The organism is Streptomyces thermoviolaceus (assembly GCF_045209695.1).
In the GTDB taxonomy this organism is placed as follows: domain Bacteria; phylum Actinomycetota; class Actinomycetes; order Streptomycetales; family Streptomycetaceae; genus Streptomyces; species Streptomyces thermoviolaceus.
In genome coordinates this window covers 1,068,687-1,093,749 of record NZ_CP109280.1, presented here as the reverse complement: position 1 = coordinate 1,093,749, position 25,063 = coordinate 1,068,687, and the positions used below count along the sequence as shown (strand labels likewise).

Genomic DNA, 25,063 nt, shown 5'->3' with positions numbered 1-25,063 from the left:
CCTAGAAGTACCCCTCGCGCTTGCGGTCCTCCATCGCGGCCTCGGAGAGCTTGTCGTCGGCGCGGGTGGCGCCGCGCTCGGTCAGCCGGGAGGAGGCGATCTCGCGGATCACCTGGTCCAGGGTCACCGCGTCGGAGTCGACGGCGCCGGTGCAGGACATGTCGCCGACGGTGCGGTAGCGCACCCTGCGCCGCTCCACCGGCTCGCCGTCCTTCGGGCCGCCCCACGCGCCTGCCGTCAGCCACATGCCGTTGCGCCGGAAGACCTCGCGCTCGTGCGCGAAGTAGATCGACGGCAGCTCGATGCCCTCCCGCGCGATGTACTGCCACACGTCCAGCTCGGTCCAGTTGGACAGCGGGAAGACCCGCACGTGCTCGCCCGGGGCGTGCCGGCCGTTGTACAGGTTCCACAGCTCGGGGCGCTGGCGGCGCGGGTCCCACTGGGAGAACTCGTCGCGCAGCGAGAACACCCGCTCCTTGGCGCGGGCCTTCTCCTCGTCGCGACGTCCGCCGCCGAAGACCGCGTCGAACCGCTCGGACTGGATCTTCTCCGTCAGCGGCAGCGTCTGCAGCGGGTTGCGGGTGCCGTCCGGGCGCTCCTTGAGCACGCCCCGGTCGATGTAGTCCTGCACCGAGGCCACGTGCAGCCGCAGCCGGTGCCGGGCCACCGTCCGGTCCCGGAACTCGAGCACCTCGGGGAAGTTGTGCCCGGTGTCCACGTGCAGCAGCGCGAACGGAATCGGCGCGGGCGCGAACGCCTTCAGCGCCAGGTGCAGCATGACGATGGAGTCCTTGCCCCCGGAGAACAGGATCACCGGGTTCTCGAACTCTCCCGCGACCTCGCGGACGATGTGCACCGCCTCGGACTCGAGTGCGTCCAGGTGGGACAGGGAGTACGGGCTGCCCGTGCCCTCCCCGGCCTCGGCGACGGTGGTCGTCATGCCAGTCCCCTTTCGCTGAGCAGGGCGTACACCGAGGCGGCGGACTCCTGCACGGTCTGGTGCTGCGACTCGATCCGCAGATCCGGTGCCTCGGGCTCCTCGTACGGGTCGTCCACGCCGGTCAGGCCGGTCAGCTCGCCCGCGGCCTGCTTGGCGTACAGCCCCTTGACGTCGCGCCGGGAGCACACCTCGACCGGGGTGGCCACATGCACCTCCAGGTAGGGGGTGCCGTTCGCCTCGTGCCGCTTGCGCACCGCGTCCCGGCTGTCGGCGTACGGGGCGATCACCGGGACCAGGGCGAGCACGCCGTTGCGGGCGAGCAGTTCGGCGACGAAGCCGATGCGCTGGACGTTGGTGTGCCGGTCCTCGCGGCTGAAGCCGAGGCCCGCGGAGAGGAACTCGCGGATCTCGTCGCCGTCGAGCACCTCCACCCGGCGGCCCTCGGCGCGCAGCCGGCCTGCCAGCTCGTGCGCGATGGTGGTCTTGCCGGCGCTCGGCAGACCCGTGAGCCAGACGGTGGCTCCGGTCGTCACGTGTGTCTCCTGAAGGTCCGTCATCGTCAGGTGTGCAGCCCGCACTCGGTCTTGGCCCGGCCTGCCCAGCGGCCGGCCCGCGCGTCCTCGCCCGCGAGCACCCGGCGGGTGCACGGGGCGCAGCCGATGGAGGCGTAGCCGTCCGTCAGCAACGGGTTGGTGAGGACGCCGTGCTCGGCGACATAGGCGTCCACGTCGTCCTGCGTCCACCGGGCGATCGGGGCGATCTTCACCTTCTGCCGCTTGGCGTCCCAGCCGACGACCGGGGTGTTCGCCCGGGTCGGGGACTCGTCGCGGCGCAGCCCGGTGGCCCAGGCGTCGTAGTCCTTCAGGCCCTCCTGCAGGGGCTGGACCTTGCGCAGGGCGCAGCACAGGTCGGGGTCGCGGTCGTGCAGCTTCGGGCCGTACTCGGCGTCCTGCTCGGCGACCGTCTGCCGCGGGGTGAGCGTGATGACGTTCACGTCCATCACGGCCTGCACGGCGTCGCGGGTGCCGATGGTCTCCGGGAAGTGGTAGCCGGTGTCGAGGAACACCACGTCCACGCCGGGCATCGCCCGGGAGGCGAGGTGGGCGACGACCGCGTCCTCCATGGAGGAGGTGACGCAGAACCGCTTGCCGAAGGTGTCGGCGGCCCACCGCAGGACGTCCAGCGCGGAGGCGTCCTCCAGGTCCCGCCCGGCCTGCTCGGCCAGCGCCTTCAGTTCCTCGGCGGTGCGTTCCGGGTGAGCGGTGCTCATGCTGGCTGGTCCCCTTCGTCGTGGGATGCCCCGAGCCCTCGGGCGAGCAGCCCGAGGAACGTCAGCTGGAAGGCCCGGTTGCAGCCGGCGCACTCCCAGGCGCCGCGGCCCTGCTCGCTCGGGCGCAGGTCCTCCTCGCCGCAGTAGGGGCAGTAGAACGGCGCCGCGCGCTCGCTCATGACAGCGCCTCCTCGGAGGCACGGGCCGCCCAGGCGGCGAAACGCTCGCCGTCCTCGCGCTCGGCGAGGTAGCGGCGCAGGACCCGCTCGATGTAGTCGGGCAGGTCGGCGGAGGTCACCTTCAGGCCGCGCACCTTGCGGCCGAACGACGGCTCCAGGCCGAGCGAGCCGCCCAGGTGGACCTGGAAACCGGGGACCTGGTTGCCCTCGGCGTCCGTGACCAGCTGGCCCTTCAGACCGATGTCCGCGGTCTGGATGCGGGCGCAGGCGTTCGGGCAGCCGTTGACGTTGATGGTGATCGGCTCGTCGAAGTCCGGCAGGCGGCGCTCGAGTTCGTCGATGAGGTCGCTGCCGCGCGCCTTGGTCTCCACGATGGCGAGCTTGCAGAACTCGATGCCGGTGCAGGCCATGGTGCCCCGGCGGAACGGCGAGGGCTTGACCTTGAGGTCCAGCGCCTCCAGGCCCTCGACGAGCGAGTCGACCCGGTCCTCCGGCACATCGAGGACGATCATCTTCTGCTCGACGGTGGTGGACACCCGCCCGGAGCCGTGCTCCTCGGCCAGCGCCGCGATCTTGGTGAGCAGCGAGCCGTCCAGGCGGCCCACGCGCGGCGCGAAACCGACGTAGAACCGGCCGTCCTTCTGCCGGTGCACGCCGATGTGGTCGCGCCAGCCCTGCGCGGGCATCTCGGGGGCCGGACCGTCGAGGAGCTTGCGGCCCAGGTACTCGTCCTCCACGACCTGGCGGAACTTCTCCGCCCCCCAGTCGGCGACGAGGAACTTCAGCCGGGCCCGGTGCCGCAGCCGCCGGTAGCCGTAGTCGCGGAAGACGGAGGTGACGGCCTCCCACACCTGTGGGACCTCCGCCTCGGGCACCCAGGCGCCCAGGCGCACACCGAAGCGCGGGTTGGTGGACAGGCCGCCGCCGACCCACAGGTCGAAGCCGGGGCCGTGCTCGGGGTGGACCACGCCGACGAAGGAGATGTCGTTGATCTCGTGCGCGACGTCCATGAGCGGCGAGCCGGACACCGCCGTCTTGAACTTGCGCGGCAGGTTGGAGAAGCGCGGGTCGCCGATGTAGCGGCGCACGATCTCGTTCAGCGCCCAGGTGCCGTCGATGATCTCGTCCTCGGCGACACCGGCGACCGGGGAGCCGAGCATGCCGCGCGGGCAGTCGCCGCACGCCTCGGTGGTGGACAGGCCCACCGCCTCCAGACGTTCCCAGATGGCGGGCACGTCCTCGATGCGCACCCAGTGGAACTGGATGTTCTGCCGGTCGGTGATGTCCGCGGTGCCGCGTGCGTACTGCTCGGAGACCTCGCCGATCACCCGCAGCTGTTCGGTGGTGAGACGTCCGCCCGTGATGCGGACGCGCATCATGAAGTACTCGTCCTCCAGCTCCTCCGGCTCCAGCAGACCGGTGCGGCCGCCGTCGATCCCGGGCCGGCGCTGGGTGTACAGACCCCACCAGCGGAAGCGTCCGCGCAGGTCGTTGGGGTCGATGCCGTGGAAACCGCGCTTGGAGTAGATCGTCTCAATGCGTGTCCGCACATTGAGACCATCGTCGTCCTTCTTCATCTGCTCGTTGCCGTTGAGCGGGGTCAGATGCCCCACGGCCCACTGTCCCTCGCCGCGGTGACGACTCACCTTGCGGCGGGGCGCGACGGAGTTCCGGGGAGTGGTGGCCATGGTGATACGTCCTTCGGGACAACGAGGGATGCGGCTTCGACCAGCGCCTGCGCGATACGCGCGGACACGGGGGGCGAACGTGCGCGTCGTTGCGCTGAGCAGGGGAGAAGGCTGAGCAGGGAAGAAAGGGGAAACCGGCGGTGCTCGGCCCGCGACTCTCAGGCCACCGTCGGGCGTCAGTGAGCCGGACAGATGGCGCTGGACATGCGGCCGTGGTCGACGTGCCGTCGGCTCACCAAGGCGGTTCCGGTTCCAGGCATGGACGCAGCGTCGCACGGTGATTCGGACACAGTCCAGCATGATCCGATATGTGGACACCCTTGTCTCGTGAGTCGAGACAAGGGTGTCGTTGGGTCACAGGGTTCGGCGGTCCTGGTTTCTGCGCAGGTCAGGCGGGGTATGCCCCGGGCCAGGGTCCGGGAGCGGCCACCTCCGCCTCCTCCTCGACCCGGGTGTCGAACAGCGTGAAGCCGCGCCGGAGATAGTTGTCCATGGCGTACCGGCCGTCCTTGCTGCAGGTGTGCAGCCACACCCGCTTGGTCGTCGCCAGTCCGGGCCACCGGTCGGCGAGGTCCCAGGCGCGGGCGGTGCCGTAGGACAGCAGATGCCCGCCGATCCCGCGGCCGCGGAAGGCCGGGAGCAGTCCGAAGTAGACGATCTCCACCACCCCGTCGTCCTGGGCCTGGAGTTCCACGTAACCGGCCGGGGTGCCCTTCTCGTAGGCCACCCATGTCTCGACACCCGGACGCTCCAGGTACTCCTGCCACTGCGCGTACGTCCAGCCGAGCCGGTCCGTCCAGTGGATGTCGCCGCCCACCGCGGTGTACAGGAACCGGCTGAACTCGGGCGAGGGCACCTCGGAGCGGACGATCCTCACCTCCCCCTCCGGCGCGGCGGCCGGAAGCAGGTCGGTCGGGGCGGTCTGCTCCAGGGACCAGGTGGTCACGGCGATGTTCGTCATGCCGGCCAGGGAATCATCCGGGGCGCGCCCGTGTCGATCGGCGCCCTGCGGGGAGCGGGGCGCCGAAGCGTCAGCCCAGTTCCCGCTCCACCTCAGGCAGCGGCACCGCGAACAGCATCCGTCCGGACAGCGACCACACCTCGCCGGTCTGCCGCCAGTAGGCGAGCGAGCCCCGGCCGTCGCCCCAGCAGTGCCGGGTGTCGTCGGACGTGCCGCACTCCGTCGTCCGGGAGCCGTGCGTGTTCTGCCGCCACAGGGTGCCGTGCTCGCCGTGCGGGCCGGCGGGCCGGCCCAGGTACCAGTCGGTGGGGCCGGCCGGGCCGGTGCGGTGCGCGAGCACCCCCCGCACCCCGTCGGTCTTCGTCTTGTACGCCTCCGTCGCGGTGACCGTCCCGGTGGCGTCGGCGGCCAGCAGGCCGGAGCGGGCGGGGTCGGCGCTGAAGGCATAGCGCCACAGCAGCGTGTGCCGGCCGCTGCCCCGGGGCGCGCTCTCGCTCAGCACCAGGCTCGCCGACGCCGAACCGCTGTCCAGGGACAGGCCGGTCGGGCAGGCCGGACCGGACGGGTCGCCGCCGGACGGCCCGCGGTCGGCCCGCGCGCAGCTGCCGGTCGTCGGACGGTAGGCGGCGACGGCCGGCAGCACCCAGTGGTAGCCGTGCGCCGACCAGCCGCCCGGCACCCGGCCGATCGCGTCGGAGTCGACCGTGGCGCGCTGGATGCGGTCCAGGTCGTAGACGTACAGCGCCTCCGGCTCGCCGCCGGAGGTGGTCACCAGCAGCTTGTCCCGGTACCAGACCATCCCCGTCACATGGGCGGTCAGGCCCCGGAAGTCGCGTCCGCCGTCGACCGGCACGGCCAGCAGCGCCCAGCTGTAGGAGGGGCGTTCCGGGTCGTCGGCGTCCACGAACGCCACCCGGGCCAGGTCGCGGTAGGGGCCGCCGCCGTGGTGCGTCCAGCCGGACAGCAGCACCCGGCGGGAGCCGCCGCGGCCGTCGGTGCCGCCGTCCCCGGAGGTGGCCACCGACTCCGGCTGCCAGGCGGAGTCGTCGGCGTCGACGGGCGCCCAGCAGTACGCCCGGGTGGCGGCCGGCTTCACCGGCAGCGCCTCGGTCTCCTCGGCCGGGCAGTCGTCGGCGGGGCGCAGCGTCCGGTCGGCGCGCTCCAGCACCGCCTCCACACCCACCGGCCGGCCCATGTGCGAGGCGAGGCGGTCCAGGGTGCTCGCCGGCACGGGCTCCTCCCGCAGGCCGAGCCGGTCCAGATCGGCGCGGGAGGTGAGCGGCTGCAGCGCGCCGGGGTCGTCGGCGACCTCGGCCTGCGAGGTGCTGATCAGGGTGGCGGCGGCGGTCAGCGCCAGACCGGCGCCGGCCAGGACGGCCCGCAGCGCCCTGCCCCGCCTGCGTCGGCGGTGTCTGCCGCGATGCTGCATCCAACCCCCCTGGTCCAGGGCTCGGTCCGTCCGCGGGACGCCCGCCTGCCGGGCGGGTCAACTGCTCCGGAGCATCCGAGCGTTGACCGGCGTGCAGCGGGGCGACCCGCAGGCGATGCTACGGCAGAGCACTACGGCGCACGACGAAGACCCTGCAAATATGCGAGAAGTTGTCACTCACGGGCGACCGCCGTGCCCTCCGGCGCACGACCCGGGCTCGGACAGGCCCCTCGTGCGCCGGTCAGGACACGGTGCACGGCGTGCGTCCCCGCCGTATCGCCGGGGCCGTGGAGTGCGGCAGCAGATCGCGCGGATCCTCCGGCAGGACCACCCGCACCTCGGTGTCCTCCGGGAAGCGGTAGGGCCGGTGCTCCAGCAGCGCCCCCAGATAGCGCCGTATCCGCGACATCTCGGCGCGCACGGTCACCGTCCTGGCCGGGTCGCCGAACACCTCGGCGGCCAGGTCCGCGGCCGTGCGGCCGGAGCGGTGCACGGCCAGCAGATACAGCAGTTCGGCATGGCGCGGCGTCAGACGCTGCGACCAGCTGCCCACGTCCGAGGTCACCGCCACCGAGCAGCGGCGCGGCCGCGCCAGGTCGAGCACCACACGGGTGGCGCCGGGCGGGTCCGTGTCCCTGCCCGCGCGCACCAGCCAGCCGTCCGCGAGCGGCTCCAGCAGGCACAGGCCGAGCGCGGGAAGCCACCGCCGGCCCGGAGCAGGCGGTGCGGGCAGCGCGATCCGCGGGAGGTACGGCATCCCGGTCACCGCCGCGGTCCAGCCGTCCCGGTCCACCACCGCCGCCCGGCCCGTCAGGCGGGCCAGCACCGGCGCGGCCACCGCGCGCAGCCGCTCCAGCGACGCCAGGTGCAGCTCCCGCAGCCGTGCCTCGGCCAGCTTCGCCACCGAGTCCACCCAGGCCACGGTCGCCGGGTGCATGGTGTCCAGCGGGCCGCTGACGTTCACCACCCCCAGCAGCCGGCCGTCGCGCGGGTCGGTGACGGGGGCGCCGGTGCAGGTCCAGGTGGTGTGCGAGCGCACGAAGCGCTCGGCGGCGAACACCTGCACGGGTCGGCCCACCACCGCCACGGTGCCGACGCCGTTGGTGCCGACGACCTCCGCCCGCCAGTCCGCCCCGGGTGCGAGGCCGAGCCGGTCGGCCCGGCGCAGCACCGACGGATGCCCCTCCCGCCACAGCACCCGGCCGTCCTCGTCCGCGACCACCATGATGTGCCGGGTGACGCCCGCGACCGGCAGCAGGCCCTGGCGCAGCACCGGCAGCACATGCCGCAACGGCGTCGCGGCGCGCCGCTGCTCCACCTCCTCCCGGCTCAGCAGCCGGGTGTGCGCGTCGCGGTCGGGGTCGACACCGCTGCGCCGCACCCGCTCCCAGGACTGCCCGATCACCGGACGCGGAGCCCGGTGCGTGCGCCGCCCGGCGAGCGCCGCACGCACCTCACTGAGCTCCCGCGCCGCCCGCGCCGTGTCGACGGCGGCCGGCCGTCCGAAGTCCGTCGACGCCTTCGCCACTGGATCCTCCCCCCTCCGAGCGGCCCGCCGGCGACCGGTTCCCCCTGCCCGGTCGTCTGCCGGGGCCGCGACCACTGTGCGGTTCATAGTGCCGTCGGTCGCCGTTCCCGCGACACGGTCCCGGCGCGCCGGAACGGTGCGTTGCAACCTCCGCGCAACCCTGGTGAACGACCGGCCGCCGGACCAGACTTGGCCGCAGTGCCGCCTCGTGCGGCGGTCCTGGCCCGCAACGGGCCGGCCACCGGGGGTGGTGCCGTGTCGGCGCGGCACCACCCCTGCGTCGTGCCCGCTCACCGCCGCCGCGACCGGCCCGGCGGGCTCAGGCCGCCGGCCGGGCCCGCTCCACCACCGACGCCAAATCCAGGGTGTGCGGCAGGGTGCCGAAGGTGGGACCCCAGTCGCCGCCCAGCCGGGAGGCGCAGAAGGCGTCCGCGACCTCGGGCGGCGCGTGCCGCACCAGCAGCGCGCCCTGCAGCACGAGGGCCAGCCGCTCGGCCAGCCGGCGGGCCCCGGCCTCGGCGCCCTCCAGGTCCGCCAGCGCGGTCAGCAGGTCCCGGATCGCCGCGTCGAGACGGTGGTCGGCGCCGCGCGCCCGGCCCACCTCCCGCAGATACGCGTCGAACGCCCCCGGCTCGCGCCGCAACGCCCGCAGCACGTCCAGCGCCTGGATGTTGCCCGCGCCCTCCCAGATCGAATTGAGCGGCGACTCGCGCACCAGGCGCGGCATCCCCGACTCCGTCACATACCCGTTGCCGCCCAGACACTCGGCGGCCTCCACCACGACCGGCGCGCACCGCTTGGTCACCCAGTACTTGGCGGCCGGCACCGCGATCCGCAGCAGGGCCCGCTCCTGCTCGCCGCCGTCGTCGCAGGCGGCCGCCAGCCGCATCGCCAGCACGGTCGCCGCCTCCGACTCCACCGCCAGGTCGGCCAGGACATTGCGCATGAGCGGCTTGTCGACGAGCGGCCCGCCGAACGCCTCGCGGTGGGTGCAGTGGTGCACCGCCTGCGCCACGGCCTGCCGCATCAGCCCGGCCGATCCGAGCACGCAGTCCAGCCGGGTCGCCGCCACCATCTCGAGGATGGTGCGCACCCCGCGGCCCTCCTCGCCGACCCGGCGCGCCCAGGTGCCGTCGAACTCGACCTCCGCGGAGGCATTGGACCGGTTGCCCAGCTTGTCCTTCAGCCGCTGGATCAGGAACACGTTGCGGGTGCCGTCGTCCAGCACCCGCGGGACGAGAAAACACGTCAGCCCCTGCGGCGCCTGCGCCAGCATCAGGAAGGCGTCGGACATCGGTGCCGAGCAGAACCACTTGTGGCCGGTCAGCTCGTAGGTGCCGTCCTCGGCGAGCGGCCGGGCGACGGTGGTGGTGGCCCGCACGTCGCTGCCGCCCTGCTTCTCGGTCATGCCCATCCCGAACAGCACCCCGGCCTTCCGGTGCGCCGGGCGCAGCCCGCGGTCGTAGACCAGGGACGTCAGCCGCGGCTCCCACACGGCGGCCAGCTCGGGGTCGGCGCGCAGCGCGGGCACCGCCGCGTGCGTCATGGACAGCGGGCAGCAGGTGCCGGCCTCGGCCTGTGTCCACACCAGGAAGGCGGCCGCCCGTCGCACATGTCCCGCCGGACGCGTCCAGGCCGCGGTCAGGCCCGCCGCGACGCCTTTGCCGAGCAGCCGGTGCCAGGCCGGGTGGAAGTCCACCTCGTCGATCCGGTGGCCGTAGCGGTCGTGGGTGCGCAGCCGCGGCGGGTTGTCGTCGGCCTGCGCGGCCCACTGCTGCACCTGCGCGCTGCCCGCGGACAGGCCCAGCCCGGACAGCTCCTCGCGCACCGCCTGCCGCAGGTCCGCCTCGGTGTACCGGTCCACGGCCTCCACCAGGGCGCGGTCGGTGGTGAACAGGTCGACGCCGGTCAGCGGCGGGGGCTGATTCGTCACGATGTGCGTGCGGGCTGCCATGCCGTGGAACCTACCCGCTGGTACCGCGCCGGTCACCCGGGGACGGGTGCGGGACGCCCCGGCAGCGAGGCGAGTGAACCCGCGGGGTTATTTTTTTCGTCGTGCAGCAAGCCAGTGAGTTCCCCGACCACCCGTCCGGCCGTCTCCACCGGGCCCGCGTGCTCTACCGGAACGTCTCCAAGCGCAGGACAGCCTGGCTGCTGCTGAAGGACACGGTCAACTCCTGCATGGAGTACCGGATCCTCGGCCTGGCAGCGGAGGCGGCGTTCTTCTCCCTGCTGTCCGTGCCGCCGCTGCTGCTCAGCCTGATCGCGCTGCTGTTCTACGTGGACGGCTGGACCGGCGCGCACACCATCGACAGCCTGCAGCGCAACCTGCTGGACTTCTCCCGCACCGTGCTGTCCGACCAGGGCGTCGAGGAGATCACCAAACCGATCCTGGAGGACGTGATGAAGGGCGGGCGGCCCGACGTCATCTCCCTCGGGTTCGTCCTGGCGCTGTGGTCCGGCTCCCGCGCGGTGAACGTCTTCGTCGAGACGATCACCGTGATGTACGGCCTGGACGGGGTGCGCGGCATCGTCAAGACCCGGCTGATGTCCTTCCTGCTGTTCGTCGTGGCCCTGCTGATCGGCTCGGTCGCGCTGCCGCTGATGGTGGTGGGGCCGGACGCGGTGCTGCGGGTCGTGCCGTGGTCGACCACGGTGGTGCAGGTGCTGTACTGGCCGGTGGTGATCCTGCTGTCGATCGCCTTCCTGACCACCCTCTACCACGTGTCGGTCCCGGTCCGCTCCCCCTGGGTCGAGGACGTGCCCGGCGCGCTGGTCGCCCTGGCCATGTGGGTGGTGGGCAGCTTCCTGCTGCGCATCTACCTCACCAACACCGTGGAGGGGCCGACCATCTACGGCTCGCTGGCGGCACCGGTCGCGGTGCTGCTGTGGATCGGGGTGTCGGCGTTCGCCGTGCTCGTCGGGGCCGCGGTCAACGCCGCCATCGACCGGGTCTGGCCGGCCGCCGCGACGGCAGCGGCCCGCGAGGCCAACGAGCGGGTGCGCGAGGCGCAGATCGCCGAGTACGTCGCCTGGGCCCGTACGGTCGCCCGGGACAGCGACCCGGACGACCCCGACATGCCGTCGGAGTTCCCCGAGCGCTGGTCCCGTTTCCTGCCCCCGGAGGACGTGGCCGCACGGCTGCGGGCGCACGCGAAGAACACCCCGCCCCGGCAGGGCACGGACGGGGTGGCCGCCGAGGCGCGGCACACCGGCCACGACGGGCCACCGCCGGCCGCCCCCTGACAGGACCGGGCCCGGGCACCCGCGGGTGCCCGGGCCCGCGTGCGTCGGATGCCCGGCAGCGTACGGCGGGAGAACACACCCGGCCCGCCGGGTGCGCGGCGCGCTCACGGACGACCGGGCGGGACACGGGACGGCGCGCGGCGGACACCGGCCGCGTCAGCGGGTGACCGGCGGCAAAGGGCCGGCACGGGGCAGCGCGGGGCGGACCTTCGCCCGGCACCGCGTTCCGCGTCGGGCTCGCCCGCGATGCACTCGCCGGACGACACCCTCCGTCCACCACGACCTGCACCGCTGCGGCGAACGGGTGAGGCGACACGCCGATCAGTGACGTTTCTTCGCTTGCGGCATTGTGCTGTCCGAGTGAGTAAAGCGCACATCATGCGTGCGTAACGCATCGATCTAGAGATCCTTTTGTCCCGGCAAAAACGCGCAGTGCGGGCGGCAGCGCACCGTCCGCGCACCGTCGCCTTCCGCGCCGCGCCTCCGATCCCTCATCCATCAGGAGCTTTGCTGTGACGTACGGAAAGATGTTGCGCGAGCAGATCGCAGCACCGGGCACCACCCCGCTGATCGGCGTCCACGACATGTACTCGGCCTCGATCGCCGCCGCGCACTACGACGGCATGTTCGTCTCCGGGTTCGGCTTCGCCGCGTCGTACTACGGCCTGCCGGACATCGGCTTCATCGCCTGGCCGGACATGGTGGCCTTCGTCCAGCGGCTGCGCGGCGCCTTCCCCCGCCACCATCTCCTCGTCGACATCGACGACGGCTACGTCGACCCCGAGGTGGCCTGCCATGTGGTCAAGGCCCTGGAGCGGATCGGCGCCTCCGGGGTGATCCTGGAGGACCAGAAGCGGCCCCGTCGCTGCGGGCACGCCGACGGCAAGCAGGTGCTGCCGCTGGAGGAGTACCTGGCCAAGCTGGAGCAGGTGCTGGCGACCCGGCAGGACCTGGTCGTGGTGGCCCGCACCGACGCCACCGACGAGGAGGACATCCTGCGCCGTGCCAAGGCGCTCGCGGCCACCGACGCCGACGTGGTCCTCGTCGACGGGATCCGCAGCGTGGAGTGGATCCGCCGGGTGCGCGACGTCGTCGGCGACAAGCCGCTGCTGTTCAACCAGATCGCCGGCGGCAAGTCCCCGCGGCTGTCGCTGACGGAGCTGGCCGAGACGGGCGTGAACGTCGCCATCTACAGCACCCCCTGCCTGTTCGCCGCCCACGAGGCCATGGACGCCGCACTCGCCGAGCTGAAGCGGGCCGACGGCCGGCTGCCCCAGGTGGACGCGGACCGCGGCATCGGCGTGCAGGCCTCCACCCGCCTGCTGGAGCGCAACCTGGCGCACCGGCGGCCCGAGCCGGCCGGAGCGGGCGTGTGAGCGGGCGTACGAGCGGACGCAGGAACGAGTGCGTGAACGGACGTGTCCCCCGGCTGCGGACCGTGACTGCCGTGACGGCGGCTCTGCTGGCCGGTGCCGCCTCCCCGGCCGCGGCCGACACCGGCAGCCTGATCACCGTCCTCGACAACTCCCACGCGGACTCCATCCTGGAGGTCGACCGCACCGCCAACGTGCAGAACGGCAGCGGCACCGCCGGAAGCGACCACGAGGGCAGCGCCGTGGACCTGATGGAGGCCCTGGTGGAGGGGACCCGGGGCGGCTCCGACGGCGACTGAGCGTCCCGGCACGGTCCCGGCCCGTTCGCGTGTGCCGGGGCCGTGCCGCCGCCGTCCGGCGAGCGCCGTGCACGAAACGGCGTGTGCGGCTCGCAGGGGCCGCGCGCGGACCGCCCACGCACGACGCGACAGGCAGGGCGCAAAGCGAGGCACACCGGGGCCACATCCGCCCGGCCCCGCCGCGGCCGTGCGTGCCGGAACACGAGGCCCTCTTGTGGTGTTCCGGTGTCACCGGGTGCGATGGTGCACGAATGCGGCGAAGGGCTGGTGGCATCCATGACGGAAGGGCGGACGGATCCCGTGGTCGGCACGCCGTACGGGGCGGTGCGCGGCAGATACGAGCACGGGGTGGCCGCCTTCCGCGGCATCCCCTACGCCGCCCCGCCCTTCGGCCCCCGTCGGTTCCGGCCCCCGCAGCCGCCCGAACCCTGGGACGGGGTGCGTGACGCGGGCTCCTTCGGACCGACCGCCCCCAAACCCCCGTACTCCGAGGCCTTCGCCCGGTACCTGTCCGACCCCGACGTGCCCGGCGACGACTGCCTCAACCTCAACGTCTGGACCCCCGACCCGAGCCCCGGCGCCCGGCTGCCCGTCCTGGTGTGGCTGCACGGCGGGGCGCTGACCCGGGGCTCCTCGGCCGTCCCCGTGTACGCCGGCCACTCCTTCGCCCGCGACGGCGTCGTCCTGGTCTCCGTCAACTACCGGCTGGGCGTGGAGGGTTACGGCCTCTTCCCGGACGCGCCCGCCAACCCCGGCCTGCGCGACCAGCTCGCCGCGCTGCGCTGGGTGCACGAGGCGATCGAGGCGTTCGGCGGCGACCCGGACCGGGTCACCCTGTGCGGCCAGTCGGCGGGCGCTATCAGCGTCGGCGCCCTGATCGCCGCCCCGCAGGCCCAGGGGCTGTTCCGGCGGGCCGTGCTGCAGAGCGGGCCGCCCGAGGCCCTCGACCGGGGCAAGGTGCGGCGCATGGTGCGCCGGATGGCCGCCCGGCTGAAAGTGCCGGCCACCGCGCAGGCGTTCGCCGCCGTCGACCGGGACCTGCTGCTGCGCACCCAGGCCGAGGTGGGCCGGCTCAGCGGCCCGGTGCTCGGCGGTCCCGCCTTCGGCATCGTCGTCGACGGCGACCTCGTGCCCCGCGACCCGCTGCGGGCCCTGGTGGACGGGGACGCGGCCCGCGGCGCCGACCTGTTGATGGGCTGGACCCGCGACGAACACCGGCTGTGGCTGGTGCCCGGCGGTCTTCTCGACCACGTCGACCGGCTCGGACCCGTCGCCCTCGCCGGCGCGATGGCCCGCTGCCGCTGCGGGCCCGAGGTGGTCCGCGGCTACCGGTCCCTGCGGCCGGGCGAGGGCGCCGCCGACATCGTCGGCCAGATGGTCACCGACCACTTGTTGCGCCGCCCCCTGCACCGCCTGGCCGACGCCCGCCCCGGCAGCGCCTACGTCTACGAGTTCGCCTGGCCGTCCCGGCTGCCCGGTCTCAAGGCCTGCCACGCCCTCGAACTCGGCTTCGTCTTCGACACCGGTGACGTCCCCGAGTCCCGCAAACTCGCCGGCGAGGGCGCCCCGCAGGAACTCGCCGACCGGATGCACGCCGCCTGGGTCCGCTTCGCCACCGAGGGCGACCCCGGCTGGGAGGCGTGGGACGACACGCACCCGGTCCGTGTCTTCGGCGACGGCCCCCCGCACACCGTGCACGGACCGCGGGACGCCGAACTCGCCCTGTGGACGGCACCACGCGCGGCCTGTCGAGCGGCCGGCGGGACCTCGCGCCCCGGCACGGCGACCGGTGCGGACGGCGACGCACCCGAGGGCACGCCCGTGCCCAGGGCGGCGGAACTGCGCGCCGCGATCCGCCGCCTGCGCCGCTCCACCGGGGTGCGCGGAGCCTGACCCCGCCCCGGGGCCCGGCCACGTCCGACCGTGCGTCGGCTCCCACGCCGGGCACCGCCCGCTGTTCCCCTCCCAAGCAGCGCCGTCGCTCAGGAGCGGCCCCGCGCCGCCCCCCGAACAGTCCGCGCGATGTGCGCGATCACGTCCGGGCCCACGCGGCAGCAGCCGCCGATCAGACGGGCCCCCGCGGCGTGCCAGCGCGCGACCTGGTCCGCGGCGAAGGTGGGCCGGCCGCTCCAGGAGCCGGTGCGGGCGTCCCAGGACTCACCGCTGTTCGGGTAGACGACGACCGGTTTGCCGGTGACGCGGGCGGCCGTTGCCACGGCGGCCTCCACGTCCCGCGGCGCGCAGCAGTTGACGCCCACCGCGATCACCTCCGGCACGTCGGCGGCCAGGGCGAACGCCTCCCGCAGCGGCTGTCCGGCGCGGGTGTACGCACCGTCGATCGTGTACGACAGCCAGGCCGGCACGCCCAGCCCGCGCACCGCGCGCAGCAGCGCGACCGCCTCGTCGGTGTCCGGCACGGTCTCCAGCGCCAGCACATCGGGCCGGGCGGCGGCCAGCACCTCCAGGCGGGGCCGGTGGAACCGCTCCAGCCGATCCACGCCGAGCCCGTACCGCCCCCGGTACTCCGAGCCGTCCGCGAGCATCGCCCCGTAGGGCCCGGCCGACGCGGCCACCCACAGCGGCCGGTCGACACCCCGCGCCCGCGCCCGTGCCACCGCGTCCCGCGCCCGTGCCACGCTCGACGCCAGCAGCGCGGCGGCCTCCTCCCGGCCGGTCCCGCGCCGCGCGAACCCCTCGAACGTGGCCTGGTAGCTCGCCGTGATCACCACGTCGGCGCCCGCTTCGAGGTACGCCAGATGGGCCTCGGTGAGCGCCTCGGGCCGGTCCGCCAGCAGCCGCGCCGACCACAAGGCGTCGCCCAGGTCGTGCCCGGCCGCCTCCAGCTGGTTGGACAGGCCGCCGTCGAGCACCAGCGTCCCGGCGGCGAGCGCCTCGGTGAACGTGGGGGAGGTGTCGCTGGTCATGCAACGACCGTAGCCGTCTGCGCGCGGTGCCGGTCCGCCGGGACGGACCGGTCGGCCGGCGGCAGCGGGCCGCACGAGCCCCGGCCGAGGGCCCGGCCCGGAACGCGACCCTCAGCCGCCCGGAATCAGACGTACCGCGCAAAGGGTACGGAACGTGGCAGCCGGTCCTGGTAGCGTGACGGACTCCCCGGGTACCAGACACCCTGACCCATCACCGGCGAGGAACCGAGGGAGCCATGGACATGGAGATCCCCGGCATGAAGCGGCTGGCCGCCGCCGTGGTACGGGACGAGCGGGGCCGGGTGCTCCTGGTGCGCCGCAGTGCACGCGAGCGGTTCCTGCCGCGGGTGTGGGGCGTGCCGTGCGGCAAGCTGGAGGCGGGGGAGCTGCCCGCGGACGGCGCCCTGCGCGAGCTGAAGGAGGAGACCGGGCTGCTCGGCGAGATCGTCCGCAAGGTCGGCGAGTCCTCCTTCGTCAGCGACTACCACGGTCACGAGATCAAGAACGTCCAGGACAACTTCCTGGTCCGCCCGCTGACCCGGTCGGTCCACCTCCCCGAACCGGACCAGGCCTACGCCTGGCTGCTTCCGTCCGAGCTGACCGCAGTGGACATCGACGCCTACAACCTGGACGTCGTCCGGCAGGCGCTGCGGGCCTGCGACGCCGACCGGGACCTGCGGAAGGTCCGGCTCGGGCACGCCGACCCCTCCGTGCGGACGCAGCTCGCGCTCGGGCTCACCTGAGCAGCCGGGCCAGCGCGTCCAGCGCCGCCAGGTACTCCGGCACGCCGAGCGGCGCCTTCGGCACCGTGTGCGGGTGCGGGCCCGCCGTCGTGAAGACGTCGGTGTGGGAGCGCCGTCCGACGCCCGTCTCCAGGAACAGCGTCACCGTCGGCGCGGCCGTGTCGCACCAGGCCCGGTGCAGGGTGCGCGCGGGCAGGCCGTAGTCGCTGCCCGCCGCGTACCGTGCCGTGTGGGCCAGCCGCAGCCGCGCCCGGCCCACGGGCTCCAGCCGCCACTGCGCCACCGGGCCCGGCCCCAGCGACTCCCGGTACCGGACCGCACGGATCACACCGTCGTCCGGCCCGGGCGGGGCGTCCGGGTCGTCCGGTGCGCAGATCTCGTGCTCGTACAGCTCCATCGACAGCCGCCCGCGCACCACGTACGAGGCCAGCGCACACCGGTGGTTGTGGACGTCCTCCGCGCCCGCGTCGCTCGCGCCGGGGTGCCACACATGGGCCCGCAGCATGTGCCGGGTGCCGTCCCGCAGCAACAGCAGCTTGTCGAAACCGAGCACATGCCGGTACGACAGCCGCGCGCACTCCTGCGTGTCCTGCCCGCCCGCGGCCAGCTCCGCGACCAGGTCCCGCAGCCGCTCCCGCGCCCCCAGCGCGACGACCACCGAGCGTGCCGCGGCCACCCGCTCCGTCTCGGACAGCGGACCGTCCAGTGACCTCGTCAGCAGCCGTCTGGCCGCCGGCACCTGCCGGCCGTCCATCACCGCCCCCTCCGCCTCGTTCCCGGCCCGTCCGCCGTGTCCCGGTCGTTCGGCGGCGGGGACCGGCCCGGTCAGCGGCCCGGCCGGTACATGGATACGGCATGCGCCCGCAACGCGGAAAGGCCCTGATAGGTCATCCACAGCGGCTGCCGCGGTGCCCCCTGCTCACCCGGCCCCCAGGTCCAGATGCCGCCCGACTGCCCGGCCCACACCGCCGCCACGGCACCGGCCAGCCGCTCCCGCCAGGCCTCCTCCAGCCCGTCGGCGCGGGCCACCTGACCGGCGGTCGGTGTCAGCAGTGCGCGGACCACCCAGGCGGCCGTGAAGTGCCGTACGTTCAGCACCTCGTGACGCGTGGGGTCGTCGGCGCGGGGACGGCGCACCTCCTCCCGCAGGTGTGCCAGGTCCCCGCACACGTCGTGCCGCAGCTCCGGGCAGGCCAGCAGCCAGCGCACGCCGTCCTCGCGGGCCGCCCGCGCCGCCGCGTTCTCCCCGAGCACACGCCCGGCCCGGTCCAGGGCGACCACCGCCTGCGCGGTGTGCACCGGCGACGGCGGTCCGTACGGCGCCCGCAACCGGTAGCCCCAGCAGCGCAGATGGTCCCGGCCCGGATCGTCGAGCGCACCGTCCACCACCGCCTCGCGCAGCTCGGGCAGCAGTGCGGAACCGGGCGCGGCCCGCAGCAGCCCGCGCAGCACTGTCGTCACCACGTGCACCGACGCCCACCCCGCCGGATCCCCGTCCGGGGTGAACCGGGCCGCGCAGCGCGCCACTTCCGGTGCGAGCCGGTCCTCGGACACGCCCGCCCGGGCCAGCGCGCCCAGCACCAGCGCGGTGATCTCGGGCCGGGCCTGAAGCCCCTGGCTGCGCGCCGACCAGCCGCCGTCGGGCAGCCGCAGCCGCCACAGGGTGTCGACCAGGTCACCGGCGCGCAGCCGGCCGTCGGGCACCCCGAGGTCGAGCACGATGTGCAGGCCGTAGGCGGTGCCGACCGGGGTGGGACGGGGCGGGACGGTCTCGCCCAGCGAGTGCGCCCAGCCGGTGAGCCGCCCCAGCTCCGGGTCGTCGACCACCGTCACCTGCTCGACGAGCGCCGCGTAGGCGTCGTGGCACACCTGCGGCAGTGCCGCCGGCACCGCCGGCGCGGAGGCGGAGCCGGACGCGGTGCCGTACGCCGGACGTTGGGCGCGGGCCCGCAGCAGCGCGGCGGCCAGCCAGCCCGCGGCCGCCGTCCCCAGCCCGCTGACGCCTGCGATCAGATACTTCGCGAGCTGCCCGCTCAACGAGTCCGGCAGCACCTCGAACAGGAACTGGAACACCCCGTACCCGGCGGCCGCACCGCCCAGGCCGCCCAGCCAGCCGACGAAACGCGCCGGAGGCGAGGGGGCCGCGGCGCCGTCGCCCGCTCCCGCCGGCTCGGGACGCGGACCGGGGCCCGCGGCGTGCAGGGGGCCGCTTCCGAGCTGCTGCGAGGACAACAGGCGCTCCCTCCCCCCGAGGCGGCGCCGGGCGTCCACCGCCCGGCGCGACGAGGCCACCGTGTGAACGGGTCTCCCTCTCACCGTTCGTACCGCTGTTTCCGCCCCTTCACACCCCGCCCGGAGCGGCCGGACGGACCCCGGCACCGGAGTCGTGTCGGGGCCGGTCGACGGCGGTGCACGGGCGGCCGGCGGTGTCCTCGCGTCAGGTGCCGCGACAGGTTTCGCGCGGCCAGTTCAGCAGGGTGATGTGCAGCGCCTCGACCGCCTTGTTCCAGGACGCCCGCACATCGCGGGGCGCGGTGAAGCCGTCGGCGGCCTCCAGCGCGCAGTAGCCGTGGAAGGTGCTGCGCAGCAGACGTACGGCGTCGGTGAGGTCGGGCTCGTCGAGCCCGTAGGCGCGCAGCATGCCGTAGGTGATCTCGGCGGTGCGCCGCAGGGCGGGGGAGTCGGCGGCGAGGGAGGGGTCGAGACGTGTCCGGGTGGCCGCGTACCGCCCCGGATGCCGCAGGGCGTACTCCCGGTAGGCGCCCGCGAACGCGGCCAGCGCGTCCTTGCCGGCCCGTCCCGCCACCGCGTCCGCGATCCGCTCGGTCATCTCCGCCCCGGCGAACAGCGCGAGCCGGGTGCGCAGTTCCCGCAGGTTCTTGATGTGCGAGTACAGGCTGGCGTCCTTCACGCCGAAGCGGCGGGCCACACCGGAGACGGTGACGTTCTCGAAGCCCTCCTCGTCGGCGAGTTCGGCCGCCGCCGCGACGATCCGCTCGACGGTCAGCCCGGCACGGGGCATGCGATGCTCCTTCACTGGGGTGTCCGGCCGGAGACGGATCCTACGGACTCGCCTCCCGGCGCCGTGCGCCCGCAGGACCCCCGTGCCACCGGGCCCCGTGCCACCTGGCCCTGCGCCCCTTGGACCCGTGCCACCTGCCGCGTGACGTCCGGCCCCTGACCCCGTGACACCCGGCCGCCGTGGAACCTCGCCGACCGGCGACCGTGCCGGTCAGCCGTCCAGCAGGTCCCGCAGGAAGGCGTTGGTGAACTTCCCCGACGGGTCCAGCTCGCGGGCCAGGGCCCGGAAGTCCGCCAGCCGCGGGTACCGGGCGCGCAGGGCGGCGGCGGACGTCGTGAACACCTTGCCCCAGTGGGGGCGCGGGTCGAAGGCGTCCAGCGCCTCCTCCAGGCGCCGCACCACCGGCAGCACCGCCTCGGTGTCCTTCACCCAGGTGAAGTGCAGGGCCACGGTGTCCCGGCCGTGGCTCGGGCCGAGCCACTGCTCGTCGGGGGCGACGGTGCGGACCTCGCAGGTCTGCAGCACGGGCGCGACGGTGTCCCGGATCCGGTCCACGGCGTCCAGCGCGTCGAGGGCGTGGGCACGCGGCAGCAGGTACTCGGACTGGAGTTCGGCACCGCTGCTCGGGATGAACTCCGCCCGGAAGTGCGGCAGCCGCTCGTGCCAGGGGCCCGGCACCCCGAACTGCTGCGTGCAGTTCTCCGCGGGCATCCCGGGCACCGGGTGCAGCGCCACGGTCGCCGGCTGCGCCCACGGGAAGTCGGGCAGCTCCTGGTCGGTGCGCCGCTTGAGCCACACCTGCCGGAAGCCGGGCTCGCGCCAGTCGGTGAACAGGCTGACGCTGTACGCGGCGGCGGCGACCGTCTCGAAGTCCAGCCCTCGCAGCGGCAGCTCCGTGAACAGATGCTGCTCCACCTCGAAGGCGGGCTCCAGGTCCAGGGTGAGCGCGGTGACGACGCCGAGCGCGCCGAGGGAGGTGACCGCCCCGCCGAAGCGGGCGTCGCCCCGGGCTATGCGTACCTGCGAGCCGTCCGCCGTGACCAGCTCCACCTCGCGCACCGGTGCCGCCAGGGGACCGTTGGTCACCCCCGAGCCGTGGGTGCCGGTGGCCACCGACCCGGCCACCGAGATGTGCGGCAGCGACGCCATGTTGGGCAGGGCCAGCCCGTGCGCGTGCACCACGCGGGCCAGTTCGGCGTAGCGGACACCGCCGCCGACCCGGACCGTGCGGGCCGTGGTGTCCACGTCGGTCTCGGCGGGCAGCGCGTCCAGGCGCAGCAGGACGCCGTCGGGACCCGGGTCGGCGATCTCGTTGAACGAGTGGCCGCTGCCCAGCACACGCACCCATGCACTGCGCGCGACCACGTCCGCCAGTTCCTCGGCGGTGGCCGGCCGGTGCACCTCCTTGGCGGTGTAGGTGATGTTCCCCGCCCAGTTGGTCACGGCTGTGCTCATGCCGACACCCCTTCCTCCCGCGGCACCCCGGCCACGTGTTCCGGGGTGAACCTACCCGACGCCACCGACGGCCCGGCACGCCCGCCCGCCTCCCCGTGGCCCTGACGACACGCCCGCCTCACCGCCGCCCGGCGCACACCCGGACGGCCGCCCTCCCCGCGACCGGGCCCGGGCACCCGGAACCGCGCGGGCACCGGGCACCGCGCCGAGCGGGGACCCGGCACGGCCGGCCGGTGAGCGGGGGCATACGGTGGAAGGCCGAACGTCGAGGCCGGGAGGAGAGAGGCCGATGGGCAGCCGTACCGCGCTGGTCGAAGATCTGATGGAGCGCTTCCCCCACGTACCGCGGGAAGCCGTCTTCAAAGAGGACCTGCTGCGTGGTGGTGTGGCCTTCGACTCGTCCGCGCTGAGCGACACCGCCAACGAGGCGGCCGGCGAGGTCAAGCCGAAGTCGTACTTCATCTTCTCCTTCGACCACGGCACCCTGCCGGAGCTGGGCGAGGCCGCGCTGCGCCGCCCGCCGGAGGAGATCGTCCTCACCGGCGGACCGTACGGCCTGCGGCGCACCGTGGTCTCCGTGCGCGTGAACCCCCGCTCGCCCTACCGGGTGGCCGCGGACGACGAGGGGTTGCTCGGGCTGTACCTCGACGGGAAGCGGATCGCGGACGTGGGTGTGCCGCCGATGCCGGAGTACTACCGGCACACCCTCGCCAACGGCAAGTCCGTGATGGAGGTCGCCCCCACCATCCAGTGGGGCTACCTCATCTACCTCACCGTCTTCCGGGTGTGCCAGTACTTCGGCGCCAAGGAGGAGTGCCAGTACTGCGACATCAACCACAACTGGCGCCAGCACAAGGCCGCCGGACGTCCCTACACCGGGGTGAAGGACGTCGAGGAGGTCCTCGAGGCCCTGGAGATCATCGACCGGTACGACACCCAGAAGGCGTCCACCGCCTACACGCTGACCGGCGGTGCCATCACCTCCAAGGTCGCCGGCCGGGACGAGGCCGACTTCTACGGCCACTACGCCAAGGCCATCGAGGAGCGCTTCCCGGGCCGGTGGATCGGCAAGGTGGTCGCCCAGGCGCTGCCGAAGGCGGACGTGCAGCGGTTCAAGGACTACGGCGTGCAGATCTACCACCCCAACTTCGAGGTGTGGGACCGCCGCCTGTTCGAGCTGTACTGCCCCGGCAAGGAGCGGTACATCGGCCGCGACGAGTGGCACAAGCGGATCCTGGACTCGGCCGACGTCTTCGGCGCCCGCAACGTCATCCCCAACTTCGTGGCCGGCGTGGAGATGGCCCAGCCGCACGGTTTCACCACCGTCGACGAGGCCATCGCCTCCACCACCGAGGGCCTGCGGTTCTTCATGTCGCACGGCATCACGCCCCGCTTCACCACGTGGTGCCCCGAGCCCACTACACCGCTCGGCAAGGCCAACCCCGAGGGCGCCCCGCTGGAGTACCACATCCGGCTGCTGGACGCCTACCGCTCCACCATGGAGGACTTCGGCCTGTCCTCGCCCCCCGGCTACGGCCCGGCCGGCGCCGGACGCGCCGTCTTCTCGGTCAGCTCCTTCATGGACAGCCTCCCGGCCGACGACGAGACGCAGCAGAGTGCGGGCACGGGCGACTGAGCCCCGCGCACATCCACGCGCGCGTGTGCCGTGCCGCCCCGCCGGGCTGACGGGACGGCACGGCACACCGGACGGTCACCGCCGAGCGGGTGTCACCCCGTGGTGCAGGTGACCGAACCCACCGGGTAGTCGTTGCCCGTGGACGTGGCGGTGAACCCGAACGTCACACTGCCGTCGGCCGGCACCGCCGCGTTGTGGTCCACGCTCCGCACCGTGACCGTGCCGTCGTCGGCCGTGGACAGCGTGCCGTTCCAGACACTGCTGATCTTCGTGCCGTCGCCCGGCTGCCAGGACACGGCCCAGTTCCTCAGCGCGGCCGTGGAGTGGTTCATCACCTCGACGGAGGCCTGGAAGCCGCCGTTCCAGGAGTTCTCCACGGTGTACGCGGCCATGCACTCACCGGCCTGCGGGTCCGTCGGCGTGGGCGTCGGGGTCGGCTCCGGGCTGGGCGTCTGCGAGCCGGAGCCGCGGATGCCGGTCACCTCGCCGTTGCCGCCGTCGAAGACGACGTCGGAGCAGGAGAAGAAGTTCTCCTGGCTGTCGGAGCGGACCCACTGGATGAAGATCAGCGCGTCACCCGAGCGGCCGGAGGGCAGCGTCAGGTTCCAGTAGTAGTGACCGCCGTCGGTGCCCGGCGAACCGGTCTGCGGCGGGTCCGTCACCGTCTGGATCAGCTCCAGGTCGTCCCAGCCCAGCGGGGACGTCGGCGACCAGCCCGGCTTGGTCAGGTAGACCCGGAAGTCACCCGGGTGCGCCGCCCAGTTGCTGTACTGCACCTGGATCGTGCCACCGGAGGTCAGGTGGGTGCGCGGCCAGTCGTCGCGGGCGGCGTTGTAGGCGGAGAAGTCGTACGGGGAGCGGTCGCCCGCGCTGCACAGGGTGCCGTCGGGCACATACCCCGCTCCCCGGCCGCCGGCGTTGGAGTCCAGCACCGCGAACCAGTTGTACAGCGCGCTGGCGCCGCTCTTCGCCAGGGCGTCCTGGCAGGCGGGGTTGGTCGGGTCCAGGCTGCCGGTGGAGGTACGGGCGTCCAGGTAGCACAGGTAGGTGCGCGAACCGGGCAGCATCGCCACCCCGTGCGCCTCGGCACGGCCCTGACCGAGGAAGGTCAGGCCCAGGGCCGTCAGGAAGGTGGCGAACGCCGCCGCCACCGACATGAGTCTGCTGCGTCGTGTCACAGCACTGTCCTTTCTGGTGTCGGAGCCGGTACGTGTGTTGTCCGGTACGTGTGCGGTCCGGTACGTGTGCGGCCCGGCGGGCGCGGCATCCGGTGCGGGACGGGCGGCGTCCGGGGTCCGCGGGGTCTGTCCGGCACGGACGTCCATGCCGCACGTCCGAGCCGGTGCGTCGCTGCCGTACGTCATGCCGTGCCGTGCGCGGCATAGCCGCCGGTGTGCATCTCGGAGAAGAACGACGTCACGGCGAGACCGGCGCCGTTCTGCCAGGGCTCGAAGCCCGCCTGCACGCTCGTCAGGTACCAGTCGTCCGTGGCGAGCCCGCGAGCGATCGCCTGGCGGACGAAGTCCATGACGTCGAAGTTCCAGCTGTCGATCGCCGAGGGAGCGACGAACGACAGGACGTCGTTGGAGCCGTTGTTGCCGGTCCACACCTCCCAGGTGCGGCCGGCCACCGTGGCCGTGCCGGTCTGCGAGCCGACCGGCTGGACCGGCCCGACCCTGTTGAACCAGATCATGATCTCGGTCCGGTTCACGCCGTCGGTCCGGGGCGTGGGGTCCAGCCAGATGTCGTAGGCGGCGTCGTAGACCGCGTCGCCCACGTAGCTGTAGGAGATGCCGGTCGGTGCGCCGGAGACGGAGCCGATCCGGGCCGGGAGCGCCGTGCCCGGGGAGCAGTTGCCGTAGTGGCAGCCGTAGTAGACGGACGGGTACGCCTTCGGGGCACCGTCGGTGGGCACCGCCCCGTCGGCCCGGCTGACCCGGAAACCGGAGTCCGTGACGGTGACGCACTGGGGGGCGTCGGTGCCCCAGCGGTTGTTCTGGACGACGTAGCGGCCCTGGATCGTGGTCCAGCCGAAGGCGTCGCAGATCTCGGTGTCGGCCCGGGCCGGCGGGGCGGCCACCGTGACGGCGGCCAGCAGCGCGAACGCCGCGAGGAGGGCACCGAGCAGCCCGCGGGTGGTGTCGATCCGGTGGGACAGCGGTCGCATGGGGACCTCTTCGACGAAGGAACGACTGTGGGGGGAAGGGGGCGCTCCGGGCGCGCGCGATGCCTTGGGAGCGCTCCCATGGCTGTTGGCACGGACTGTAGGAGTCGTGCATGCCCCTGACAAGACTGTGGGCACGCGCTCGTCCGGAACGGCCGGAAATCGGCGGTGGCACACCGGCCGGCGCCGGCCGACGGCGGTGCTCC

20 protein-coding genes and 2 pseudogenes are annotated in these 25,063 nt (G+C 73.7%); 6 read left to right on the top strand and 16 right to left on the bottom strand.

Features of this window, described 5'->3' with window-relative positions; all coding sequences use genetic code 11:
* Position 1 precedes the first annotated feature (1 nt).
* The 9 genes from cysD to OG899_RS04830 all read right to left on the bottom strand — a co-directional run bounded on the left by cysD (position 2) and on the right by OG899_RS04830 (position 9,949).
* Positions 2-940, bottom strand: coding sequence for a sulfate adenylyltransferase subunit CysD (gene cysD, locus OG899_RS04870; RefSeq protein WP_125495923.1), 939 nt, complete (start codon positions 938-940; stop codon positions 2-4).
* Positions 937-1,473 (bottom strand): adenylyl-sulfate kinase, encoded by a 537-nt coding sequence (gene cysC / locus OG899_RS04865; protein WP_229813968.1) that lies wholly within the window; start codon positions 1,471-1,473, stop codon positions 937-939. The genes cysD and cysC overlap by 4 nt, the downstream gene beginning before the upstream one ends.
* Positions 1,474-1,499: 26 nt before the next feature.
* Positions 1,500-2,210: a phosphoadenylyl-sulfate reductase gene (locus OG899_RS04860; RefSeq protein ID WP_125495925.1), complete on the bottom strand. Its 711-nt coding sequence runs from the start codon at positions 2,208-2,210 to the stop codon at positions 1,500-1,502.
* A complete protein-coding gene (locus OG899_RS04855) occupies positions 2,207-2,389 on the bottom strand; it encodes a hypothetical protein (RefSeq protein ID WP_125495926.1) in 183 nt (60 codons plus the stop codon). The genes OG899_RS04860 and OG899_RS04855 overlap by 4 nt, the downstream gene beginning before the upstream one ends.
* Positions 2,386-4,077: a nitrite/sulfite reductase gene (locus OG899_RS04850; RefSeq protein WP_168130880.1), complete on the bottom strand. Its 1,692-nt coding sequence runs from the start codon at positions 4,075-4,077 to the stop codon at positions 2,386-2,388. The genes OG899_RS04855 and OG899_RS04850 overlap by 4 nt, the downstream gene beginning before the upstream one ends.
* Before the next feature lie 388 nt (positions 4,078-4,465).
* Positions 4,466-5,038, bottom strand: coding sequence for a GNAT family N-acetyltransferase (locus OG899_RS04845; RefSeq protein WP_125495928.1), 573 nt, complete (start codon positions 5,036-5,038; stop codon positions 4,466-4,468).
* Between the two features lie 70 nt (positions 5,039-5,108).
* Positions 5,109-6,467, bottom strand: coding sequence for a hypothetical protein (locus OG899_RS04840; protein ID WP_125495929.1), 1,359 nt, complete (start codon positions 6,465-6,467; stop codon positions 5,109-5,111).
* 241 nt (positions 6,468-6,708) lie between these two features.
* Positions 6,709-7,995, bottom strand: coding sequence for a GAF domain-containing protein (locus OG899_RS04835; protein ID WP_229813970.1), 1,287 nt, complete (start codon positions 7,993-7,995; stop codon positions 6,709-6,711).
* 319 nt (positions 7,996-8,314) lie between these two features.
* The gene (locus tag OG899_RS04830) at positions 8,315-9,949 is read right to left on the bottom strand and encodes an acyl-CoA dehydrogenase family protein (RefSeq protein WP_125495931.1); all 1,635 of its coding nucleotides are present in this window, start codon (positions 9,947-9,949) and stop codon (positions 8,315-8,317) included.
* Between the two features lie 101 nt (positions 9,950-10,050).
* Here OG899_RS04830 and OG899_RS04825 point away from each other — a divergent pair, with 101 nt between their 5' ends.
* From OG899_RS04825 to OG899_RS04810, 4 genes are all read left to right on the top strand, one after another.
* Complete coding sequence (locus OG899_RS04825; RefSeq protein WP_185867759.1) at positions 10,051-11,241, top strand: YihY/virulence factor BrkB family protein; 1,191 nt, start codon at positions 10,051-10,053, stop codon at positions 11,239-11,241.
* Positions 11,242-11,753: 512 nt separating this feature from the next.
* Complete coding sequence (locus OG899_RS04820; protein ID WP_125495932.1) at positions 11,754-12,617, top strand: oxaloacetate decarboxylase; 864 nt, start codon at positions 11,754-11,756, stop codon at positions 12,615-12,617.
* Between the two features lie 71 nt (positions 12,618-12,688).
* Positions 12,689-12,913: a hypothetical protein gene (locus OG899_RS04815; protein ID WP_229813972.1), complete on the top strand. Its 225-nt coding sequence runs from the start codon at positions 12,689-12,691 to the stop codon at positions 12,911-12,913.
* A 276-nt stretch (positions 12,914-13,189) separates the two neighbouring features.
* On the top strand, positions 13,190-14,806 hold the full coding sequence (locus OG899_RS04810) for a carboxylesterase/lipase family protein (RefSeq protein WP_189343430.1): 1,617 nt from the start codon (positions 13,190-13,192) through the stop codon (positions 14,804-14,806).
* 89 nt (positions 14,807-14,895) lie between these two features.
* Here the strand turns inward: OG899_RS04810 and mmuM are convergent, their stop codons facing one another.
* Positions 14,896-15,837, bottom strand: coding sequence for a homocysteine S-methyltransferase (mmuM, locus tag OG899_RS04805; protein WP_125495933.1), 942 nt, complete (start codon positions 15,835-15,837; stop codon positions 14,896-14,898).
* Between the two features lie 236 nt (positions 15,838-16,073).
* Here mmuM and OG899_RS04800 point away from each other — a divergent pair.
* Positions 16,074-16,487, top strand: a pseudogene (locus OG899_RS04800) (NUDIX hydrolase); the annotation flags it as partial.
* An 85-nt stretch (positions 16,488-16,572) separates the two neighbouring features.
* On the opposite strand, the gene OG899_RS04795 reads toward OG899_RS04800, so the two are convergent.
* From OG899_RS04795 to OG899_RS04780, 4 genes are all read right to left on the bottom strand, one after another.
* Positions 16,573-17,334: a hypothetical protein gene (locus OG899_RS04795; protein ID WP_125495935.1), complete on the bottom strand. Its 762-nt coding sequence runs from the start codon at positions 17,332-17,334 to the stop codon at positions 16,573-16,575.
* Between the two features lie 71 nt (positions 17,335-17,405).
* Positions 17,406-18,812: a hypothetical protein gene (locus OG899_RS04790; protein ID WP_406310917.1), complete on the bottom strand. Its 1,407-nt coding sequence runs from the start codon at positions 18,810-18,812 to the stop codon at positions 17,406-17,408.
* Positions 18,813-19,017: 205 nt separating this feature from the next.
* Positions 19,018-19,602, bottom strand: coding sequence for a TetR/AcrR family transcriptional regulator (locus OG899_RS04785; protein WP_406310916.1), 585 nt, complete (start codon positions 19,600-19,602; stop codon positions 19,018-19,020).
* 210 nt (positions 19,603-19,812) lie between these two features.
* Positions 19,813-21,057: an FAD-binding protein gene (locus tag OG899_RS04780; protein WP_406310915.1), complete on the bottom strand. Its 1,245-nt coding sequence runs from the start codon at positions 21,055-21,057 to the stop codon at positions 19,813-19,815.
* A 289-nt stretch (positions 21,058-21,346) separates the two neighbouring features.
* On the opposite strand from OG899_RS04780, the gene OG899_RS04775 reads away from it, so the two are divergent.
* Positions 21,347-22,693, top strand: a complete 1,347-nt coding sequence (locus OG899_RS04775; protein ID WP_125495939.1) for a radical SAM protein — start codon at positions 21,347-21,349, stop codon at positions 22,691-22,693.
* A gap of 92 nt (positions 22,694-22,785) precedes the next feature.
* On the opposite strand, the gene OG899_RS04770 is transcribed toward OG899_RS04775, so the two are convergent.
* Together OG899_RS04770 and OG899_RS04765 are read right to left on the bottom strand one after the other, a co-directional pair.
* The gene (locus OG899_RS04770) at positions 22,786-23,871 is read right to left on the bottom strand and encodes a lytic polysaccharide monooxygenase (RefSeq protein WP_125495940.1); all 1,086 of its coding nucleotides are present in this window, start codon (positions 23,869-23,871) and stop codon (positions 22,786-22,788) included.
* Positions 23,872-24,077: 206 nt separating this feature from the next.
* Positions 24,078-24,860, bottom strand: a pseudogene (locus OG899_RS04765) (GH12 family glycosyl hydrolase domain-containing protein); the annotation flags it as partial.
* Between the last annotated feature and the right edge of the window lie 203 nt (positions 24,861-25,063).

Coding starts and splice junctions, on each gene's coding strand:
- cysD (WP_125495923.1), bottom strand. CDS start 940: ATGACGACCACCGTCGCCGAGGCCGGGGAGGGCACGGGCAGCCCGTAC.
- OG899_RS04860 (WP_125495925.1), bottom strand. CDS start 2,210: ATGAGCACCGCTCACCCGGAACGCACCGCCGAGGAACTGAAGGCGCTG.
- OG899_RS04855 (WP_125495926.1), bottom strand. CDS start 2,389: ATGAGCGAGCGCGCGGCGCCGTTCTACTGCCCCTACTGCGGCGAGGAG.
- OG899_RS04850 (WP_168130880.1), bottom strand. CDS start 4,077: ATGGCCACCACTCCCCGGAACTCCGTCGCGCCCCGCCGCAAGGTGAGT.
- OG899_RS04845 (WP_125495928.1), bottom strand. CDS start 5,038: ATGACGAACATCGCCGTGACCACCTGGTCCCTGGAGCAGACCGCCCCG.
- OG899_RS04840 (WP_125495929.1), bottom strand. CDS start 6,467: ATGCAGCATCGCGGCAGACACCGCCGACGCAGGCGGGGCAGGGCGCTG.
- OG899_RS04830 (WP_125495931.1), bottom strand. CDS start 9,949: ATGGCAGCCCGCACGCACATCGTGACGAATCAGCCCCCGCCGCTGACC.
- OG899_RS04810 (WP_189343430.1), top strand. CDS start 13,190: ATGACGGAAGGGCGGACGGATCCCGTGGTCGGCACGCCGTACGGGGCG.
- mmuM (WP_125495933.1), bottom strand. CDS start 15,837: ATGACCAGCGACACCTCCCCCACGTTCACCGAGGCGCTCGCCGCCGGG.
- OG899_RS04795 (WP_125495935.1), bottom strand. CDS start 17,334: ATGGACGGCCGGCAGGTGCCGGCGGCCAGACGGCTGCTGACGAGGTCA.
- OG899_RS04785 (WP_406310916.1), bottom strand. CDS start 19,602: ATGCCCCGTGCCGGGCTGACCGTCGAGCGGATCGTCGCGGCGGCGGCC.
- OG899_RS04780 (WP_406310915.1), bottom strand. CDS start 21,057: ATGAGCACAGCCGTGACCAACTGGGCGGGGAACATCACCTACACCGCC.
- OG899_RS04775 (WP_125495939.1), top strand. CDS start 21,347: ATGGGCAGCCGTACCGCGCTGGTCGAAGATCTGATGGAGCGCTTCCCC.